The following is a 16,800-nucleotide window of genomic DNA, read 5'->3' as shown; positions in this document are numbered from 1 at the left end:
GACGTTGGGCCCGGTCATGTCGATTCCTTTTGACGGCGTGTCCGTGCGTTTCTAGAATATGAGCACTTGCTCACATTCGAAAGCCGCCTTCCCGCCATGTCCGAATCGTCGTCGCGCATTCCGCTTTCGCCGCGCAAGGCGCCGCGCCAGCGCCGCTCGGTGGCCACCGTCGATGCGATCGTCGAGGCTGCCGCCCGCATTCTGGAGCGCGACGGCTTCGACGGTTACACGACGAACGCGGTGGCCGCGCTGGCCGGCGTGAGTATCGGCTCGCTCTACCAATACTTCCCGAACCGCGATGCATTGACGGCCGCGCTCGTCGAGCGCGAGAGCGCGCGTCTGCTCGACGACGTCGACCGGGCCGCCGCGCTGTCGTGCTGTGACGACGTGCTGCGCACGCTGGTGCGCGGGGCCGTCGCGCATCAGATGCGCCGGCCGGTGCTCGCGCGGCTGATCGATTTCGAGGAGGCGCGCTTGCCGCTCGGCGCGCGCACCGCGCGCGTCGCGGACCGCATCCACGCGACCTTGCTGCATGCGCTCGGGCTGCGCGATGCGCCGCGCGTCGCCGCGCCCGGCGTCGTGGCACACGATCTGCTCGCGATCGTGAAAGGCATCGTCGATGCGGCGGGCGCGCGCGGCGAGACCGATGCGGATGCGCTCGAAGCGCGTGCGTGGCGGGCGGTACGCGGCTATCTCCGCGAGTCGCGCGAATCGAAACTTGCTTGACATGCATGTTTCGTGCGACAGTCAGGCCCATTCGCACCACAACATGACGCGTATCGATCGAAGGCCATCGAGACGAACGCGCGCGCGAACGAGACCTCGTGCCGATCCACTCACCATTCGAAAGGAGGGGACACGCCATGACGTCACGTCGTGCCGCACCGCTTGCATCTCGCTTCCCGTCGCGTCAGTCACCGCCCGCGCCGCGTCCGCGCTGGGCGGCCGCACTGGCCATTGCCTATCTCGCCGTCGCCGGTTGCGCCGCGCAGGCCGACAATGCGCACCAGGCCGCCGCGCAAGCGGCGAGCCCGTCCGCGTTGCCGGCCACCCCCGCAGCCGCATCCGCTCCCGCGTCCGGCACGCTGCTGCCGCCGCCGAGCCAGCTCTACGGCGACCTGTTCGTCGCGGTGCAGACCGCGCAGCTCTATCCCGACCAGAAGACCTTCGTCGACGCCACGCCCGATACCGATCCCGCGACGATCGTGCAGTTGTATCAGCAACAGAAATCGCAGCCGGGCTTCTCGCTGAAGGCGTTCGTCGACCAGCATTTCACGCCGCCCGCGACAGGCGGCGTGACGCCGCCGCCGAACCAGACGCTGCGCCAGCACATCGACTGGCTGTGGCCGCAGCTCACGCGCACGAGCACCGCGGCGCCCCCGTACAGTTCGCTGATTCCGCTGCCGAAGCCGTACGTCGTGCCGGGCGGCCGCTTCCGCGAAGGCTACTACTGGGACACCTATTTCACGATGCTCGGGCTGCAGGTGTCGGGGCGCGAGGATCTCGTCGACGACATGCTCGACAACTTCGCATACCTGATCGATACGATCGGGCACATCCCGAACGGCAATCGCACGTACTACGCGAGCCGCTCGCAGCCGCCGTTCTTCGCGTACATGGTCACGCTCGCCGCGCAGGTCGAAGGCGACAAGGTCTATCAGAAATACCTGCCGGCGCTGCGCAAGGAGCACGCGTACTGGATGCAGGGCGAAACCACGACACCGCGCGGGCAGGCGACGCGCAACGTGGTCGCGATGCCCGACGGCGCCGTGCTGAACCGCTACTGGGATGCGAGCGACACGCCGCGCGACGAGTCGTATCTCGAGGACGTGACGACCGCGAAATCGGTGCCGTCCCGGCCGGCGAACGAGGTGTACCGCGACCTGCGCGCGGGCGCCGAAAGCGGCTGGGACTACAGCTCGCGCTGGTTCGGCGACGGCAAGACGCTCGCGACGATCCGCACGACGTCGATCGTGCCGGTCGACCTGAACAGCCTGATGTTCCATCTCGAGACGACGATCGTGAAGGGCTGCGTGGTCACGCGCGACATCGCGTGCGTGGCCGATTTCTCGGCGCGCGCGGGGCGGCGTGCGGCCGCGATCAATCACTACCTGTGGAATCGTCGCGGCTATTACGGCGACTATGACTGGCAGTTGCGCAAGCCGCGCGACGGCGTGACGGCGGCCGCGCTGTATCCGCTGTTCGCGGGCGTCGCGTGGCCGGAGCGCGCGAAGGCGACCGCGCGCGAAGTGCGCAAGACGCTGCTGCAGCCGGGCGGGCTCGCGACGACGACCGAGAACACGGGCCAGCAGTGGGATGCGCCGAACGGCTGGGCGCCGCTGCAGTGGATCGCGATCGACGGGCTGCGCCGTTACGGCGAACCGGCGCTCGCGAAGGACATCGGCACGCGTTTCCTGTCCGACGTGAAGCAGGTGTACGCGGCCGAAGGCAAGCTCGTCGAGAAGTACGTGGTCGAGGGCACCGGAACGGGTGGCGGCGGGGGCGGCGAATATCCGTTGCAGGACGGCTTCGGCTGGACCAACGGCGTCACGCTGAAACTGCTGGGGCTGTACGGCGAGTAACGCACGGCGGCGCGGGCCTAACGCACGGCGGCGCGGGCCGCATGCTCGCACGGCAAGCCACCACATGAGCCGGGCCGTCGCGCAAGCGGCCGTCCGGCCCGTGCCTCGATGCGGCGGGCATCAGAACGTGATCGTCGTGCGCACGCCGACCACCGTCTCGTCGCCGATGCGCGCGCCGGCCGCATTCGGGTTCGGGATGCCGCCGCCCGGACGGAAGAAGTGCTGCAGGTCGGCCTGCACTTGCCACCACGGCGCGACCTGATACTGGTACGTCGCCTCGATGACCGTCTCCGCGCGGCGCACCGGATAGCCGGGCGTCGTGTACGCGCCGGTGTCGCCGTCGAGGCCGCGCGCATGCGAGCCGATCTTCGCGTAGCCGATCGCGATGCCGGCGACGTCGTTGTCGCGTCCGACGAACGGCGCCTTCAGCGTCACGCCCGCATTGGCCGCGAAATCGACGATATTGCGATCGCCCGGCGAGCCCATCACGCGCGCGAACACGCCGACCGAGCGCGGGCTGTCGGCCGACGGCCGCCACACCATCTGGTCCGCGACCGCATAGAAGCCGTAGTTGCCGCGATGCGTGGCGGGCGTACCGTTGCTCGCCGGATCGGCGAGCGACAACCCGTCGGTGCCGTAGCGCGGATCGTTCGCGTGCTGCGACTGATACCAGGCGCCGAGTTTGTACGTGCCGGGCAGGCCGGCCGGCGGCGGCGCCTTCGGATCGGCGGCCGGCGCGTTCAGCGCGTACTGCACTTCGCCGATCACGAATGCGCCGCTGCGCAGGTTGAAGTTGGCGCCGTGCGCGTTCAGCACCTGCGCGTCGCCGTCGCTGCGGCCGGCCGGGTTGCCGTCGAACACGCCGACCATCGCGGTCCACGCGTCGGCCGGCTTCACGCGCAGACGCACGCCAAGCGCCGACAGCGGATACGCGGGGCCGCCGGACGGCAGGTCGGTGGACGGCAGCACGGGCCAGCCGAACGTCGCGTTCATGAACGTCGCCGCGTTCTCGCTCACCATGAATTCCTGGTCGACGCTCTGCTGGCCGACTTTCACGTCGACCTTGCCGTCGAGCAGCGACTGCTGATACCAGAGCTCCCACAGGCGCGTGGTCGAATTGGTTTCGATGCCGGTCGCGGTCTGCAACGTCTGCAGGTAGCGCTGCGAGAGGTTGGTGCCGTGGATCTGCAGCCCCGACACGTTGAACGTACCGCCCGGCAGGCCGATCGCCTTGCCGGTGTCGACGTTGAAGCCGAATTGCGTGAGCCCCTGGTACGCGCCGCCGCGCCCCGTGCCGCCGGACGTGTTGTACAGGTACTCGCTGGTTTCCTGCAGGTTCAGCGTGACGCCGTGCTGGTCGAGCACGTCGCGCAGGCCGCCGATGTTGCCGAGCAGGTTCGAGCGCTCCCACAAGCCGGTGGGAGCGGGCGCGGCAGCATCGGCGGCCTGTTGTTGCGCGGGGGCGGCCGCATCGCGCGCGCCGGCCGCCGGTTCGGTTGCGGCGGGAGACGTCGCTTGCGCGAATGCGGGTGCGGCGGCGAACGACAGCAGCAGCGCGGCGAGCGCATCGACGCGACGCTTGCGCGGGACGGGTGCGAGAGTGTTCTTCATTTGGTTCCGTTGGCAGTTTGATTCGTTAGGCTGAAGAAACGGGAACGGGATGCGGGACGCATGGCGAGACGGCCCGCACGGACGCAGAGGGATTACGGCAGCCAGCCGCCGACGCGCCATACCTGCGCGAAGCCGACGCGTGGCGCGACCGAGCAAAGCAGCGCGGCGAGCGCGACCGCGGCCGCCGTCGCGGCGATCAGCACGCAATCGAGCAGGCGGGGCGCCGCCGGCACATGGGCGAGCGCGAAGCCGCGGCAGTTGCTCAACACATGGGTGAGCGGCGAAAGGCCGGAAACGAACGAGCGGTCGCACGCGACGTGCACGACGCGCTTGAGCCTGACCGCGAACGATTGAAAGAACATGACGCTGCCTCCGTTTCCGTCCGGCGAACGCCGGACGACGTGATCGAGCGCGGGTGCGTGACGCGACCCTGCGATCGGAGGATGGAACATAACGGAGCGTGCGACTGACGAACCGGCGATGGCCGGCCCGGGAGGAGGCGCGCTAACCCGACGAATGCGAGCTAGCGGCGAAAGACATGTGTCTGGCTGCTATCTCGCGATGGCTTGGCCGGCCTGGACCGGCATCGAACTGCAACTAGAGCATGTGTCCACGGAGGGACTCCCTTGATGAATTGGGGCGGATTGTAGTCGCGACTTTTGCTGCGGCGCAAGCAGAAAACGCACGAAAGATGCGCTGTGTCGCGTGCGCGTCGCCGCGGGGCGGGGCTGGCACTTGGCCGCCGGGCGATCGTCAAAAGGATGCGCAGTAGGGTGCCGCGGCCGTTGCTCGCACGCATCGGCGCCCGGCCGCGTGATGACGGCGCTGAAAGGTTTCGGAACGTTATTTCAAGGGCAAATCTTTCAGTCGCGTCAGGCGGGGAATTTATTTCGAAAAATGGGGTTTCAAGGGGTTGACTTCACTTTCGGGCGGTCCATAGAATCCGCCATCTTCACTCTTGGGGCCGCCGCCTTGGACGCCTGCAGTAGTCGATCTTCGAACGACATTTCCGCCTGAGCGACCGACGTCCGCGCCTCATCGACGCCGCCGTTTGTCTCCCGGGCAAACGGTGCGCGCAGCAGTATTCCGCAGCCACTCCCTACGTGCACCCTGATTCGCGCCGGTTAGCGTGATGCGTTCTCGCATGCGTTGCCCGGTTTCACCGCCGCCAGGCAGGCGGCCGCGTTCGCGCATCCGTTCTCCGGGCGCGCGAACGCCGGCCCGCCCGCCGGACGGCGGTCAACCGTGTTCTCCGGAACACCGCACAGGAGCCGCCGTGAACGACAGTGACAGTTGTCCCTTATGCCCGTTGCATACGCAGACCCTTTTGAACCCGGGTCGCGGGGACACGCCGGCCGCCTAGCCTGACACGTCGTTCAGGCACCGGACTGGCCCCGCGCCCACGACGCGGCCGGCACGATGCCGTCGCCGCACGGAGCCAGACCATGAACTTCGGCCTTCTGCTGTCGAACCTTCCGCACGTCACGGAATCGCGCCACCACTACGACGCGATGCTGACGCTCGACGCCCGTCCGCGGGTGTTCTCCCGCCTGCTGAACCAGCTGAAAGCGTTGATCCACTGAAAAGAAGCGCCGAGCGCGCCTCGGCATGCGCACGCGCGCCCGCCTTCGAGCGGCCGTCCCGCGCGCATGCCAAGGTCACACGCTCATCGAATCGCATAACCCTTAGCCGTACGGAATACATCATGTCCACGCCCTCCAACGTCTCCCCACCGATCGCGGTCGAGCGCAGCGCCGTGCTCGACGAAGCCCATCTGGGCGACATCCGCGGTGCGCTCGGCACGATCTCGCACCACGACACCGGTGCGCGCGGCACGTGGTGGGCGCGCCTGCGCACGCTGCTCGCGATCATCGGCCCGGGCCTGATCGTGATGGTCGGCGACAACGACGCCGGCGCATTCGGCACCTATACGCAGGCCGGCCAGAACTACGGCACGACGCTGCTGTGGACACTGCTGCTGCTCGTGCCCGTGCTGTACGTGAACCAGGAAATGGTGCTGCGCCTCGGCGCCGTTACGGGCGTCGGTCATGCACGGCTGATCTTCGAACGCTTCGGCAAGTTCTGGGGTGCGTTCAGCGTGATCGACCTGTTTCTGCTCAACGCGCTGACCATCGTCACCGAGTTCATCGGCATCACGTTCGTGCTGGATTTCTTCGGATTGCCGAAGGTGGCCGGCGTGTGCGTGGCCGCGGCCTTGACGATGGCGGCCGTCAGTACCGGCGACTTCCGGCGCTTCGAGCGGTTCGCGATCGGGCTGTGCGTGCTGAGCCTGCTGCTCGTGCCGGTGCTCGTGTCGATCCACCCGCCGGTCGCGCAGATGACGCGCGATTTCTTCGTGCCGAACTGGCCCGCGCACGCGAAGCTGTCGGACGTGATGCTGCTCGTGATCGGTATCGTCGGCACGACGGTCGCGCCGTGGCAATTGTTTTTCCAGCAGAGCTACGTGATCGACAAGCGCATCACGCCGCGCTTCATGAAATATGAAAAGGCCGACTTGTGGATCGGCATCGCGTTCGTGCTGGTCGGCGCGGTCGCGATGATCGGCTTCAGCTCGGCGTTGTTCGGCGGCCATCCGGAAGCCGGCAACTTCACCGACGCGGGCGGCGTCATCGCCGGCCTGGAGCGGTATGCGGGCCGCACGAGCGCGACGCTGTTCGCGGTCGCATTGCTCGACGCGTGCATCATCGGCGCGGCGGCCGTGTCGCTGTCGACCGCCTACGCGATCGGCGACGTGTTCAAGATCCGCCACTCGCTGCACCGCGGCGTGACCGACGCGAAGGGCTTTTATCTCGTGTATTTCGGCATCGTCGCGGCCGCGGCCACGCTCGTGCTGATCCCGGGCAGCCCGCTCGGCCTGCTGACCGAAGCCGTGCAGACGCTCGCCGGCGTGCTGCTGCCGAGCGCGACGGTGTTTCTGCTGGTGCTGTGCAACGACCGCCAGGTGCTCGGCCCCTGGGTCAATTCGACGAAGCTCAACGTGTTCACGGGCGCGGTGATCTGGGTGCTGGTGCTGCTGTCGATCATCCTGACCGCGTCGGTGATGTATCCGGACATCAGCGGCGAAGCGATCGTCGACGTGCTGGTGGGCGGCACCGTGCTCGCGATCGCCGGCTATCTCGCGACGGTACTGATTCGCCGCAACAAGCGCGTCGTCGAGCCGGCCGTCGATCGCTCGCTGCGTGACACGTGGCGCATGCCGCCGCTCGACACGCTGGCGCCGCAGAACATGACGCTCGCGACGCGGATCTGGATGGCCGTGCTGCGCGGCTATCTGGTGATCGCGGTCGGCCTCGTGATCGTGAAGGTCGTGCAGATGACGCTGCTGAAGTAACGGCGATCGTCTGCCAAGAAGCGGCGCCAGACCCGGCGCCGCCCGTCCATGCCGGCCCGCGAGGCCGGCATGTGCGTTTACGCGGGCGATGACGCGCAACGGCGTTGCGCCGTCGCCGCGTGTCAGATCAGCTCGAGCTTCGACGTCAGATACGTGAGCTGGATCCGGTTCGCGACGCCGAAGCGCTTGCGCAGCTTGCGCAGGTGATAGTCGACGTTGTGCGCGCTGGTGTCGAGGCGCCGGCCGATCTCCTTGTCGGACGCGCCTTCGGCGATGCCGAGCAGCAACTCCTGCTCGAACGGCGTGAGCCCGTTGACCGCACGCTCGCGCGACGTCGAGATCAGTTGCGGCGACGCGAACTTGTGGACCGACAGCCCGATCGACAGCGCCTGCTCGATCGTCGCCGGCGTGATCCATTCGCGCGTGCGGCGCGGCGCGGTGAAGCTCATGAACGCGTGCAGCCGCGTGCCGGGCACGGCCATCGAATACATGATGCCGCTGCACATCCCGTCGTCCTGCATCGTCTGCAGGAAGCCGTCGAGCGCGGCCGGGCTCACGGACGGCGCGTCGTCGCGCTCGCGGTGCGCGCGGCGCAATTGCTGCAGATCCCACACGATCGGCATGTTGCACACGCGCGCGCCGAGCGTGCGCGGATCGACGTCGTGATGGCTGTGCCGCACGTAGTCGCCGCGATAGGTGGCCGGCGTGAACGCTTCGTGCAGGTAGAGACTTTCGACGCGCTCGCGCGTGAATTCGAGGGCGAAATACGCGAACGTCGAGAAGCCGGTCAGGTGCAGCAGGCTCGTGACGATACGGTTGCGCTCGGCCGTGCTCTGCGCGAGCGCGAGCGTATCGGCGACGCCGAGCTTCGGCGCGTGCGGCTGCGCGTCGTCGCCGCGCTTCACGTCGTCGCACCAGACGACCTGCACGGCGCGCTCGCGCAGCGCGTCCGCGCCGGCGTTCGACACGCGCGACGAGCGCGGCAAGCTGGTTGGGGCGACCGCTTCTTCATGCAATGCAATATCGGACATGAGCCATCCCTCGGAATCGACGCGCATCGCCTGGCGGCGGCCGTATCGTGTACGGCATTCGCGGCGGTGCGACCGAGCATCGTTGTGATTGCGCCGTCGTCATCCCTGACGAAACGCGGGGGCATTGTACAAAAATGCCGGTGTGTGGGTAATATGCCGTAATACTAATCGCGGCGAAAGTTTCATGTTCGCGTGCATATAACGACGACCAGAAAATCATAAAGAAAAGACCAGATCGTGACGGGGCGCAGTTTCACATATTGGGAAAGGGCGGGCTCCTCATGACATATGCTGACGGCGCACCACGCGTCGAGTGGTTCTCACAAGCCGATATCGCGGCCGCTGCCGCTTATTCGAACGAATATCACACCATCGAGCGTGACGTTTTTACCGGTATTCAAATAGCGCCCGGTAAAACCGACCTTGCGTCATTCGATTTCGCGCAATGCCATGCGCGATTGCGGCAAATCGGATTCAGTACGCTCGGTTACGGCGCGTACGAAATGATCGGGCGCCGCATTCTGCGCGCGCATCTGCTGCGCGATCTCGCGCCGGCGACGTTCATGCAGCCGTTCATCGAAGGGATGCTGTACGAAAGCGACCCGCGCTTCGCGCAGGTGCGGCAGAGCGGCTTCCCGGTCGCGTGGCGGCTCGACGAGATCGAGGCGGCCGCGCAGGGCAGCGGCGATCGCAAGGTGCTGGCGCTCGCCGGCCACTTGCGTGCGCATGCAATGAATAGCGGCGTGATCTTCAGTCTGTCGGCGCCGCGCCTCGACCTGCGCGTCGCGGTGAACCTGACGTCGGAAACGCACGGTACCGAATGGATCGACGATCGCGTGATCGGCGGCGCGCTGTCGGTCAGTCTTGCCGTGCACCGCGTCGCGCTGCCGTTCCTCGAGGCGCGTGTCGCGCGCATGCGCGGCTTCGCGCTCGGCGACGAGCAGCAGCAGGTGCTCGACCGGCTCGTGCACGGGTTGTCCGACCAGGAGATCGCGAGCGCGCTGCGTACGTCGCTGCACAAGGTCGGACACCATATCCGCTCGCTGGAAAAGCAGTTCAACGTACAGAATCGCGCGCAGCTCGCGTACCTCGCCGCGCGGCGGCTGCCGTCCTGATCTGACGTCTTCGGGCACGCGCGCCGGCGGCCCCGGCGCGCGATGGAAGCGGTTCCGGCGACGCGTGCCCGAACCGGCCGCCGGGTTTCGTAGTCCGATTCGATCGTCTGACGAAAACGCGCTTTCACGCTACGAGGCGCGCTTCTTTTTCTTGCGGTTCCCGTCGCTACACTCGTCCCATTCAACGGTCCGCGCAGCACGGGGAAGGCTTGCCCGTGCCAGCCGGCGATAACGACAGGACGACGGCACGATGGCTGAACCGAAGGCGCTCCCCCGCGACTGGCAGCGGTTGTTTTCCGCCGGCCGCGGCGTGTCCGGACGGCGCCTCGGGGGCGCATCGCCGCGCGCCGACCTGTTTCTCGCGACCTTCATCGTCGCGGTCGTCGCGCTGTTCATCCTGCCGCTGCCGCAGACCGCGCTCGACGGGATGATCTCGCTGAATCTCGCGGCGAGCGTCGTGCTGCTGACGGTGTCGACCTACGTGCCGTCGGCGGTCAGCTTCTCGTCGTTCCCCGCGTTGCTGTTGTTTACGACGCTGTTCCGGCTCGCGCTGAACATCGCGTCGTGCAAGCTGATCCTGCTGCATGCGAACGCCGGCCACGTGATCGACGCGTTCGGGCGGCTGGTGGTCGGCAACAACGTGGTGGTGGGCGGTGTGGTGTTCCTCGTGATCGCGGTCGTGCAGTTCATCGTGATCGCGAAAGGGTCGGAGCGGGTGGCCGAAGTCGGCGCGCGCTTCTCGCTCGACGCGATGCCGGGCAAGCAGATGAGCATCGACGCGGACCTGCGCGCGGGCATCATCAGCGCCGACGAAGCGCGCGAGCGCCGCGAGAAGCTCGAGCAGGAATCGCAGATGCACGGCGCGATGGACGGCGCGATGAAGTTCGTGAAGGGCGACGCGATCGCGGGCCTCGTGATCGCGTTCATCAACATCGTGGCCGGCATCGCGGTCGGCACGCTGATGCACGGGATGGACATCGGCGAGGCGCTGCAACGTTACGCGATCCTGACGGTCGGCGACGGGATGGCGTCGCAGATTCCGTCGCTGCTGGTGTCGATCGCGGCCGGCATCGTGACGACGCGCGTGGCGACGCGCGATGCGCGGCAGCGCCAGCTCGGCGAACAGCTCGGCGAGCAACTGGGTGCGCACCCGCGCGCGCTGCTGATCGCGGCGTTCGTGCTGACCGGTTTTCTCGTCGTGCCCGGTTTTCCGAAATGGTCGTTCGCGCTGATCGCGCTCGGCCTCGGTGCGTTCGCGTTCTCGCAACTCAAGCGCAAGACGTCGGCGCCGAGCTTCAACCTGATTCATGTCGCGGGGCGCGTCGGCGCGGCCGACGACGGCCAGCCCGCGAAGGTGTCGCACGCGGCGGGCGTCACGTCGCTGATCGCGGTGTCGCTGTCCGACGAGCTACGCACGGGCCTGAACCTCGCGCAATTGCAGGCGGCGCTGTCGAGCGCGAAGGCGCGCGTCGACGCGGACATCGGCACGGTGTTTCCGCGCATCACGCTGAACGACGACGAGGGCGCGCCGGCCGGCACGTACCGGATCTACCTGCAGGACGTGCTCGCCGCGCACGGCGCGCTGAAGCCGGGCTGGCTGCTGTGGGACGGCGTCGCGCCGCTGCCCGAGCGCGCGGAGCGCCAGCCGGCCGAGGCGTTCGGTCCGTTCGCGACCGCGCTGTGGATCAAGCCGGACGGCACGGCGCCGGACGGTAAGTGGCTGTCGAGCGAAAGCGCGCTGGCCGCGCACGTCGAGCAGATCGTGCGCCAGCATGCGGACGAGCTGCTCGGCATCCAGGAGACGCAGGCGCTCGTGCATCTGGTGCGCCGCGATCACCCCGAGCTCGTCGGCGAACTGACGCGGCTCGTGCCGCTGCAGCGCGTGACCGAAGTGCTGCGTCGGCTGCTCGCCGAACAGGTGCCGATCCGCAACTTGCGCGTGATCTTCGAGAGTCTGATCACGTGGGCGCCGAACGAGCCCGACGACGTGATCGCGCTGGTCGAACTCGTGCGCGTCGATCTGCGCCGGATGATCACCGACCGTCACGCGGGCACGGCGCGCCAGCTGCGGGTCGTGCTGTTCGAGCAGAACCTGCAGGAGCGGATCGAAAGCGCGGTGATGCGCACGAAGCAGGGCAATTTCCTCGCGCTGTCGAGCGCGGTCAAGCAGGACATCGGCGAACAGGTGCGCGCGATCGTGCAGGCCGCGCAGGCGGCCGGCCCCGGCGGCCACGGTGGCCACGGCAATGCGCCGGGCGCCGCTCGGCTCGCGGTGATGGTCGCGCTCGGCGCGCGCCGCTACGTGAAGACGATTCTGCAGCCGGTGCTGCCCGAGCTCGCGGTGTTGTCGTACCAGGAAGTCGAGGAGGACGTGCAGTTGCATACGGTCGGCTGGGTGAAGAACCCGCCGGACGACGGCACGGTCGGCGCGGGCGCCGACGTGCGCGCGCCGGGAGCCATGCAATGACGAGCTCGACGATCCTCGACCTGACGCGCCAGGCGCTGATGCTCGTGCTGCTGTTGTCGCTGCCGATCGTGCTGATCGCGACCGTCACCGGCCTCGTCGTCGCGATCCTGCAGGCCGTCACGCAGGTGCAGGACGCCAACATCGGCATCGCGGTGCGGCTGATCGCCGTGATGGTCGCGCTCGTGCTGCTGTCGGGCTGGCTCGGCGGCGAAGTGCTGCGCTTCGCACAGCAGGCGCTGGAACGCATGTTCGTTTCTTCCACAGGAGTCCTTTGATGCGTCGACGCGTCGCCTCGATCCGGTTTCAACCGCGCAGCCTGCAACGGGCCGCGCTTGCCGTGTGTGCGACCGCGCTGCTCACGGCGTCGCTGTGCATGGCGCCCGCGCAGCATGCGCGCGCCGCGGACCTGCGCTGGCGCAACAAGCCGTTCACGATCGTCGCGAACGGCAAGAAGATCGGCGACTTCATCCGCGAGCTCGCGTCGTCCCAGGGCGTGACGGCGGTGGTCGACCCGAAGGTCGACGGCGTGATCAGCGGCCGCTTTTCCGGCACGCCGCAGCAGACGCTCGACACGATCTGCTCGACCTACGGGCTCACGTGGTACTACGACGGCTCGTTCCTGTACGTCGATCCGGCCGACCAGTCGCAAACGCAGATGATCCCGATCCCGCCGAACGCGTCCGGCGAAATCGGCCGCGCGCTGCAGGCGATGCAGATTCCGGACAAGCGCTACACGCTGGTGATCAACGATCGCGCGAACAGCGTGTACGTGGCCGGCCCGCGCCGCTACGTCGAGCTCGTGCGGCAGGCGATCGGCTCGGTCGGCGATCCGTCGGCGAACGGCGCGCATGCGGACATCCGCGCGTTCCGTCTGAAATACGGCTGGGCGTCGGATTTCACGATCAATCGCTCGGGCAAGGAAGTGACGGTGCCGGGCGTCGCGACGATCCTGCGCCGGCTGTTCGGCAAGACCGGCGACACGGTCGCGGCGCCGTCGAGCACGCCGCTCGGGCAGGCCGCGCGCCAGGTGAAGCTCGGCTCGGGGCTGACGATTGCGGTGCCGCGCCTCGACTTCCCCGACATCTCCGGCGGCCCGCGGCAGGGCGGCTATGGCGGTGCGGACGGCAGCATGGGCGGCGGGTTCTCGCCGTTCTCGAACAACGGCGGCGGCGACACGCTGCCGCAGATCGTCGCCGATCCCGCGATCAACGCGGTGATCGTGCGCGACCTGCCGGAGAACATGTACCGCTACCAGTCGCTGATCGGCCAGCTCGACGAGCGGCCGCGCATCGTCGAGATCAACGTGACGATCATCGACATCAACGAGGATTCGCTCGACAGCCTCGGGATCGACTGGCGCCTGCACACGACGCACGGCGACGTACAGATCGGCAACGGCCAGAACGCGCTGAACGGCAACACGCAGTACAACGGCGCCGGCAACCCGCCGCTGACGTTCGGCATCGGCACGTCGGAAACCGGGCAGACGGGCGCCTTCATGCCGACCGGCATCGCGCTGACCGCGTCGATCGGCGGGTCGCTGCGCAACTACCTGCTCACGCGCGTGAACGCGCTCGCGCAGAAAGGCCAGGCGCAACTGCGATCGAAGCCGAAGGTGCTCGCGCTCGACAACACCGAGGCGATCCTCGAGAACCTCACGCAGTTCTACGTGCAGGTGCCGGGCTATCAGGATTCGTCGCTGTACAGCGTGACGACCGGCACCAGCATCAAGGTGACGCCGATGATCGTCGACGAGGCGATCCGCAACGCGGCCGCCGTGTCCGGCAACTCGCAGAGCGTGATGATGTCGATCGACATCCAGGACGGCAACATCGTGCCGGGGCAGGCCGTGTCGAACGTGCCGGTGATCCAGCAGCGCAACATCGTCACCAAGACGATGATCGACGAAGGCAAGAGCCTGCTGATTGCCGGTTTCAACGACGACGAGGTGCGGCTGAACAAGAGCGGCGTGCCCTGGCTGTCCGACATTCCGCTGATCGGCAACCTGTTCAAGTACACCGACAAGTCGGGCAACCACATGGAGCGGTTCTACCTGCTGACGCCGCGCGTCGTGACGAATGCGTCGATGTATGCGCCGGACGGCTCGCCCGTGAACCCGGGCGTCGACGGTCCGGCGAACCCTGAAGGGCTGTCGATGTATCGGCCGCCGGACAACGACGTCGCGGTGCCGCTGACACCGAAGCCGCTGCCCGGCACGAAGTTCGGTCCGCCCGCGTTGCCGCCGCCGCCTGCGGGCGCGGCGTCGCAGCCGGCGGCGACGACCGCAGGAGTGGTCACGCATGTCGACGAGCATCATTGATCCGCACGGCGACGGCGCGTTGCCCGGCGGCGCGGGAAGCGCGGGGGCCGGTTCGGCCGCGCTCGCGTCGCCGTGGAACCTGTGCTTCCTGAGCGGGCCGATGTACGGCCGCACGATGTCGCTCGCACGCGGCGCGAACTGGGTCGGCACGGCGGCCGATTGCGAAGTGATCTTGCCCGATCGCGAGATCGGCGCGAAACAGGTGTGCCTGCAGGTCGGCGCGCTCGCGGTGACCGTGCAGAACCACGGCGGCGACACCGGTGCGCCGGTGCTGTTCAACGACGAGCCGCTCGGCAGCGGCCGCCGCTCGCTGACGCCGAACGACGTCGTGACCGTCGGCTCGATCCGGCTCGGCATCGCACGGCATGCGCAGGCGAGCGTCGCGTTGCCCGACGAAACCGATACGCCGGACACCGCGCGCGAGGCCGCATGGCTCGGCTGGCTCACCGGCGGGCTGCGGCGGCTGGGCAGCCGGCGGCTCGTGATCGCGCTGGTCGCGCTGTGGGTCGGCGTGCTGCTCGGCGCACTCGGCTACGGCTTCGTCGCATGGTCGGGGCGCCTGCCGTGGCAGCACGAATCGGTGCTCGCGCGCACGCACCGGCTGCAGCAACTGCTGCACGCGTATCCGGAGCTGGCGGTCGCGCCGCGCGACGACGGCGTGATCGTGTCGGGTTACGTGAGCGACCCGGCCGCGCGCGAGCGCGTCGCGCAGATCGTCGCGGGCGTCGACAACGCGGCGCTCGGCAACATCTACGTGGTCAGCGATCTGGTCGCGACCGCGCAGACCTATTTCAGCGATACGGCGCTGACGGTCACGTATCTCGGGCGCGGCCGGATCGAGCTGACGGGCACGGCCGCGCGCGCGCAGATCGAGCCGCGCATCCGCAACTACATGAAGGATGCCCGGCCGGCGCTCGAGGTGGTCGATCACGTGCGCGACGCCGATGCGGCCGCGCCGCGCACGGCGACGACGCTCGGCGGCACGGCGGGCATTCCGGAGATCACGACCGTGTTCGCGGGCGGCGGCGACCAGCGCTACATCGAGACGGTCGACGGCAGCCGCTATTTCGAAGGCGCGCGGCTGAAGGAGGGGGCGACCGTCGTGTCGATCGGCCCGGACGAAGTGGTGTTCGAGCGCAACGGCCAGCGCATCACGATGCCGCTCGGCGGCCCGTCGGCGCATGCGCCCGAGCAGGCGCCGGCGCCGCCCGTGGCGCCGCTCGCGAGCGGGGCGGCGGCAGGCGTCGCGCAGCCGGTGCCGGGACCGACGCTGTTGCCCGATGCGCCGGCGACGCCAGCCGTCGCGGCGGCCGGCGCATCGAAAGGCGCGACGCACTAGCGTCGCGACAGGATCAGCGCAGCGCGTTTCGCGATGCGCGCATTACGCGACACGCCGCGCATGCGGCGCGTCACGTCGCCGGCGGGGCATGGGGCCGCCGCCGGAAGATGGTGTGTGGTTCACGTAAAGGAGCGAAGCATGGGTACCTCGGCAACAGGTGGTGTGACGAACACGGGCGACGTGCAGAAGCAGGCCGACGACCTGACCAAGACGCAGCTCGAACTGACCAAGATCAACTTCCAGGTTCAGCAATCGACTGCGACGTTCGAAACCAGCAACGCAGTGACCGCGCAGGAAGGGACGGCGAACGCCCAGGTTGCGCAACACCTGAGTTCCGCCGGCCGCGCGTGACGCCGGTCGCCGGCCGCGCCGCGCGACGTCGCATGCCGGGGCCGCCCGTGACGGGCGCCCGGTGTGGCGTCGATGCGTGCCGGCCGGCCCGTTCCCGGCTCTGCCGGTCAAGGAGGACACGATCATGTCGGTAACAGGCGTAGGCGCGGCGCCGCCGGGCGCGGCGGCGCTCGCGAGTGCCGCGCAGCAAACGGGCACGGCGTCCGATCCGGCGCAGGTGCGCCAGTTCGATGCGCTGATGCAGCCGGGCGCGTCGGCGGTCGCCCCGCCGTCTTCGTCGGGCGTCGCGATGGCGCGCGCGCCGGCGGATGCGGCGCCGGCCGTGCAGATGACGCCCGCGCAGGCGAACCAGTCGTCGCTCGTCGAGCGGTTGCGCACGTACGGCAACGATCTCGATTCGCGGTACGCGAACATCGACAAGCATCGCAACGAGATGCTGACGTCGATGGCGGACAGCCGCAGCGACCCGCTGATGACGATGGTGAAGGCGATGGATTTCCAGTGGACCGCAACCACCACGATTTCGGAATACCAGTTGAGCCTGTCGGTTGCGCAGGCGGCGAACGGCTTCACGCATACGGTGCTGAAGACGCAGGAGTGAAAGCGCGTGCGGGCCGGAGGATACGGCCTCA

At 68.3% G+C, this 16,800-nt stretch carries 14 protein-coding genes; 11 read left to right on the top strand and 3 right to left on the bottom strand.

Going from position 1 to position 16,800, the window contains the following annotated elements:
- Nucleotides 1-96: 96 nt before the first annotated feature.
- A complete protein-coding gene (locus tag GJG85_RS21250) occupies nt 97-726 on the top strand; it encodes a TetR/AcrR family transcriptional regulator (RefSeq protein ID WP_050015006.1) in 630 nt (209 codons plus the stop codon).
- 137 nt (nt 727-863) lie between these two features.
- A complete protein-coding gene (gene treA, locus GJG85_RS21245) occupies nt 864-2,582 on the top strand; it encodes an alpha,alpha-trehalase TreA (RefSeq protein WP_050015008.1) in 1,719 nt (572 codons plus the stop codon).
- A gap of 120 nt (nt 2,583-2,702) precedes the next feature.
- On the opposite strand, the gene GJG85_RS21240 is transcribed toward treA, so the two are convergent.
- On the bottom strand, nt 2,703-4,193 hold the full coding sequence (locus tag GJG85_RS21240; RefSeq protein WP_204384384.1) for a carbohydrate porin: 1,491 nt from the start codon (nt 4,191-4,193) through the stop codon (nt 2,703-2,705).
- A 92-nt stretch (nt 4,194-4,285) separates the two neighbouring features.
- The gene (locus GJG85_RS21235) at nt 4,286-4,555 is read right to left on the bottom strand and encodes a hypothetical protein (RefSeq protein WP_089489770.1); all 270 of its coding nucleotides are present in this window, start codon (nt 4,553-4,555) and stop codon (nt 4,286-4,288) included.
- 1,083 nt (nt 4,556-5,638) lie between these two features.
- Between GJG85_RS21235 and GJG85_RS21230 the strand changes: the two genes are divergently transcribed.
- Complete coding sequence (locus tag GJG85_RS21230; protein WP_162838124.1) at nt 5,639-5,776, top strand: hypothetical protein; 138 nt, start codon at nt 5,639-5,641, stop codon at nt 5,774-5,776.
- 122 nt (nt 5,777-5,898) lie between these two features.
- Nucleotides 5,899-7,545 (top strand): NRAMP family divalent metal transporter, encoded by a 1,647-nt coding sequence (locus GJG85_RS21225; protein WP_050015013.1) that lies wholly within the window; start codon nt 5,899-5,901, stop codon nt 7,543-7,545.
- A 122-nt stretch (nt 7,546-7,667) separates the two neighbouring features.
- Here GJG85_RS21225 and GJG85_RS21220 read toward each other — a convergent pair whose 3' ends face one another.
- Complete coding sequence (locus tag GJG85_RS21220; RefSeq protein WP_050015089.1) at nt 7,668-8,576, bottom strand: LuxR family transcriptional regulator; 909 nt, start codon at nt 8,574-8,576, stop codon at nt 7,668-7,670.
- A 281-nt stretch (nt 8,577-8,857) separates the two neighbouring features.
- Between GJG85_RS21220 and GJG85_RS21215 the strand changes: the two genes are divergently transcribed.
- From GJG85_RS21215 to GJG85_RS21185, 7 genes are all read left to right on the top strand, one after another.
- Entirely contained in the window at nt 8,858-9,691 is an 834-nt protein-coding gene (locus GJG85_RS21215; protein ID WP_050015015.1) for an autoinducer binding domain-containing protein, read from the top strand.
- A gap of 250 nt (nt 9,692-9,941) precedes the next feature.
- On the top strand, nt 9,942-12,158 hold the full coding sequence (gene sctV, locus GJG85_RS21210) for a type III secretion system export apparatus subunit SctV (RefSeq protein WP_050015017.1): 2,217 nt from the start codon (nt 9,942-9,944) through the stop codon (nt 12,156-12,158).
- Entirely contained in the window at nt 12,155-12,433 is a 279-nt protein-coding gene (gene sctS, locus GJG85_RS21205; RefSeq protein WP_006480854.1) for a type III secretion system export apparatus subunit SctS, read from the top strand. Before sctV ends, sctS begins: the two co-directional genes overlap by 4 nt.
- Nucleotides 12,433-14,478 carry a type III secretion system outer membrane ring subunit SctC gene (gene sctC / locus GJG85_RS21200; RefSeq protein WP_050015018.1) on the top strand — a complete coding sequence of 682 codons (2,046 nt, stop codon included), beginning with the start codon at nt 12,433-12,435 and terminating at the stop codon, nt 14,476-14,478. Before sctS ends, sctC begins: the two co-directional genes overlap by 1 nt.
- Entirely contained in the window at nt 14,459-15,817 is a 1,359-nt protein-coding gene (gene sctD, locus GJG85_RS21195; RefSeq protein WP_089489548.1) for a type III secretion system inner membrane ring subunit SctD, read from the top strand. The genes sctC and sctD overlap by 20 nt, the downstream gene beginning before the upstream one ends.
- A 138-nt stretch (nt 15,818-15,955) precedes the next feature.
- The gene (locus tag GJG85_RS21190) at nt 15,956-16,168 is read left to right on the top strand and encodes a hypothetical protein (RefSeq protein WP_050015022.1); all 213 of its coding nucleotides are present in this window, start codon (nt 15,956-15,958) and stop codon (nt 16,166-16,168) included.
- A 124-nt stretch (nt 16,169-16,292) separates the two neighbouring features.
- Nucleotides 16,293-16,769, top strand: a complete 477-nt coding sequence (locus tag GJG85_RS21185; protein WP_050015024.1) for a hypothetical protein — start codon at nt 16,293-16,295, stop codon at nt 16,767-16,769.
- Nucleotides 16,770-16,800 lie beyond the last annotated feature (31 nt).

It is taken from the genome of Burkholderia sp. MS389 (genome assembly GCF_016899425.1).
GTDB lineage: Bacteria > Pseudomonadota > Gammaproteobacteria > Burkholderiales > Burkholderiaceae > Burkholderia > Burkholderia sola.
The sequence above is the reverse complement of the archived record's forward strand: the minus strand, read 5'-3'. Positions and strand labels throughout refer to the sequence as shown.